This window comes from Acidimicrobiales bacterium (assembly GCA_025455885.1).
Lineage (GTDB): Bacteria > Actinomycetota > Acidimicrobiia > Acidimicrobiales > Acidimicrobilacustridaceae > Rhabdothermincola_A.
Window position 1 is genome coordinate 1 of sequence record JALOLR010000033.1, and the last position, 2,666, is coordinate 2,666.

Here is a 2,666-nt window from a genome sequence, read left to right on the forward strand (position 1 = left end):
CTACAACGACATGTCGAACGACCCGCTCTACCCGTTCGGCTACGGCCTCACCTACACCACGTTCGCGTACTCGGCGCCGAAGGTGAGCGCGGCGGAGATCGGACGCGACGGGTCGGTGACGGTCACGGCGACGGTGACGAACACCGGCGCCCGGCCGGGCTCGGAGGTCGTCCAGCTGTACGTTCGGGACCTCGTGGGGAGCGTCACGCGGCCGGTGAGGGAGCTCAAGGGCTTCCAGCGTGTCGAGCTCTCGCCGGGACAGTCGAAGGACGTCGCGTTCACGCTCCGGGCGTCCGACCTGGCCTTCTTCACCGCGTCCGGTAAGTGGGAGGCCGAGCCGGGGGCGTTCAAGGTCTTCGTCGGCTCGAACCCGCGGGATGCGAAGGAGGCCGGCTTCACGCTCAAGTAAGGCCCGTTCGGTCGTCTCGACCGATTTTTACAGATCTCAGGCGTCCCCGCGCTCGTCTCATGCCTCACGGGGGGACGCATGAGCAGACGTTTCTGGCTGAGCGTGATGGCGGTCGTCGGCGTCGTGGGGGCCCTCGGCGCGGTCAAGACCCTTCAGATCCAGTCGGCGATCGCCCAGGCGTCGGCCTTCCAGCCGCCGCCCGAGGCGGTGACGACCATCGTGGCGCGGACCGAGAGCTGGCCCACCACCGTCGACGCCATCGGGACGGTCCAGGCCGTGCGGGGAGTGACGCTGAGCGCCGACCTTCCCGGGGTCGTCGAGCACGTCGCCTTCGAGTCGGGTCGGGCCGTCCGCGAGGGAGAGGTGCTCGTCCGCCTCGACGCGCGGCAGGAGCGGGCCCAGCTGGCGGCCGCCGAGGCCCAGAAGGAGCTGGCCCGCGCGAACCTCGCCCGCCTGCGGGGCCTGGTGGAGCAGGGCATCGTGGCCGAGGCCGAGCTCGACCGGGCGGTCGCGGAGGCGCGGCAGGCCGAGGCGCGGGTGGGTGAGATCCGGGCGACCCTCGAGCGGAAGCAGGTCCGTGCGCCCTTCTCCGGCGTGCTCGGGATCCGGCAGGTGAACCTCGGGCAGTACCTCAACGCCGGCGACCCCATCGTCAGCCTCCAGTCGCTCGACCCCGTGCACGTCAACTTCTCGGTGCCCCAGCAGAGCGGCGCCCTCATGAGGACGGGGAGCGCGGTCGAGGTGCGGGCCGAAGGCCGGGGCGGGCAGGCCGCCGCCGGGCGGATCACCGCGGTGGACGCGGTGATCGACGAGGCCACCCGCAACGTGCGCGTGCAGGCGACGCTCCCGAACCCGGACGGGGCGCTGCGGCCGGGGATGTTCGTGAACGTCCAGGTCGGTCTCGCGTCGTCGCCGAGCTCGACGGGCCGGGCGGCGCCCGCTACACCGGGGTGCGCCAGCAGTTCGTCCGGCTCGGGGGATCGCGGGGCGACCAGGTGGCGGTGGTGTCGGGGCTCGAGCCCGGGGCCGAGGTGGTGACCTCCGGCGTCTTCAAGCTCCGCGGCGGGGCGGCCGTCCTGGTCAACAACGAGGTGCGGCCCTCGAACGACCCGGCGCCGGCGCCGGAGGACAACTGATGCGGCCGACCGACGTCTTCGTCCGGCGGCCGGTCCTCGCGATCGTCGTCAACCTCGTGATCCTCATCGCGGGCCTGTGGTCCGTCCGGTCGCTGAGCGTGCGCCAGTACCCCCGGTCCGACATGGCGGTCATCCGGGTGTCGACCGCGTACGTCGGGGCGAGTGCCGACCTCGTGAGGGGGTTCATCACCACCCCTCTCGAGCGGGTGATCGCGAGCGCGGACGGCATCGACTACATCGAGTCCTCGAGCGCGCAGGGGCTCAGCACGATCACCGTCCACCTCGAGCTCAACTACGACACGAGCGACGCCCTCACCCAGGTCCAGGCGAAGGTGGCCCAGGTCCGGAACGACCTTCCCCCCGAGGCCGAGGCCCCGGTCATCGAGCTCGAGACGGCCGACAGCCAGTTCGCGGCGATGTACCTCGGCTTCGCCTCCGACGCCCTCGACCAGAACCAGATCACCGACTACCTGACCCGGGTCGTCCAGCCGCGCCTCTCGTGCAGCGGGCGGACATCCTCGGGGACCGCACCTTCGCGATGCGGGTGTGGCTGAAGCCGGACCGCATGGCAGCCCTCGGGATCGCCCCCTCGGACGTCAGCGACGCCCTCGCCCGCAACAACTACCTCTCCGCCCTCGGCCGCACGAAGGGCTCGATGGTGTCGGTGAACCTGGTCGCGAACACGGACCTCCGGACGCCCGAGGAGTTCCGGCAGCTGGTGGTGAAGGAGAGCGGGGGCGTCGTGGTTCGGCTCGGGGAGATCGCGGTTCATGGGGATCTGGGTGCTCCCCACCGCCAACGCCCTCGAGGTCATGGAGGAGGTGCGGCGGGAGGTGGCCGCCATCCAGGCGGAGCTGCCGTCCGGCATGCGGGCGGGCATCCCCTACGACTCCACCGCCTACATCCGGGACGCGCTCGACGAGGTGCTGAAGACCCTCGCCGAGACGCTCGTCATCGTCGTTGCGGTGATCTTCCTGTTCCTGGGCTCGGTGCGGGCCGTGCTGGTCCCGGTGGTGGCGATCCCCATCTCGCTGCTCGGGGCGGTCTTCCTGATGCTCCTGGCCGGCTTCACCGTGAACCTGCTGACCCTCCTCGCGATCGTCCTCGCGGTCGGGCTGGTG

The 2,666-nt window shown here is 71.3% G+C and carries 2 protein-coding genes and 1 pseudogene; all 3 read left to right on the forward strand.

The genetic code is table 11. The features are described 5' to 3' along the window. Nucleotides 1-409, forward strand: a 409-nt coding sequence (locus MUE36_15985; protein MCU0312427.1) for a fibronectin type III-like domain-contianing protein, incomplete at its 5' end; no start/stop codon positions are given. A 78-nt stretch (nucleotides 410-487) separates the two neighbouring features. Continuing rightward, nucleotides 488-1,447 (forward strand): efflux RND transporter periplasmic adaptor subunit, encoded by a 960-nt coding sequence (locus tag MUE36_15990; GenBank protein ID MCU0312428.1) that lies wholly within the window; start codon nucleotides 488-490, stop codon nucleotides 1,445-1,447. A 97-nt stretch (nucleotides 1,448-1,544) separates the two neighbouring features. Next, nucleotides 1,545-2,666: pseudogene (locus MUE36_15995) on the forward strand (efflux RND transporter permease subunit).

Coding starts and splice junctions, on each gene's coding strand:
- MUE36_15990 (MCU0312428.1), top strand. CDS start 488: ATGAGCAGACGTTTCTGGCTGAGCGTGATGGCGGTCGTCGGCGTCGTG.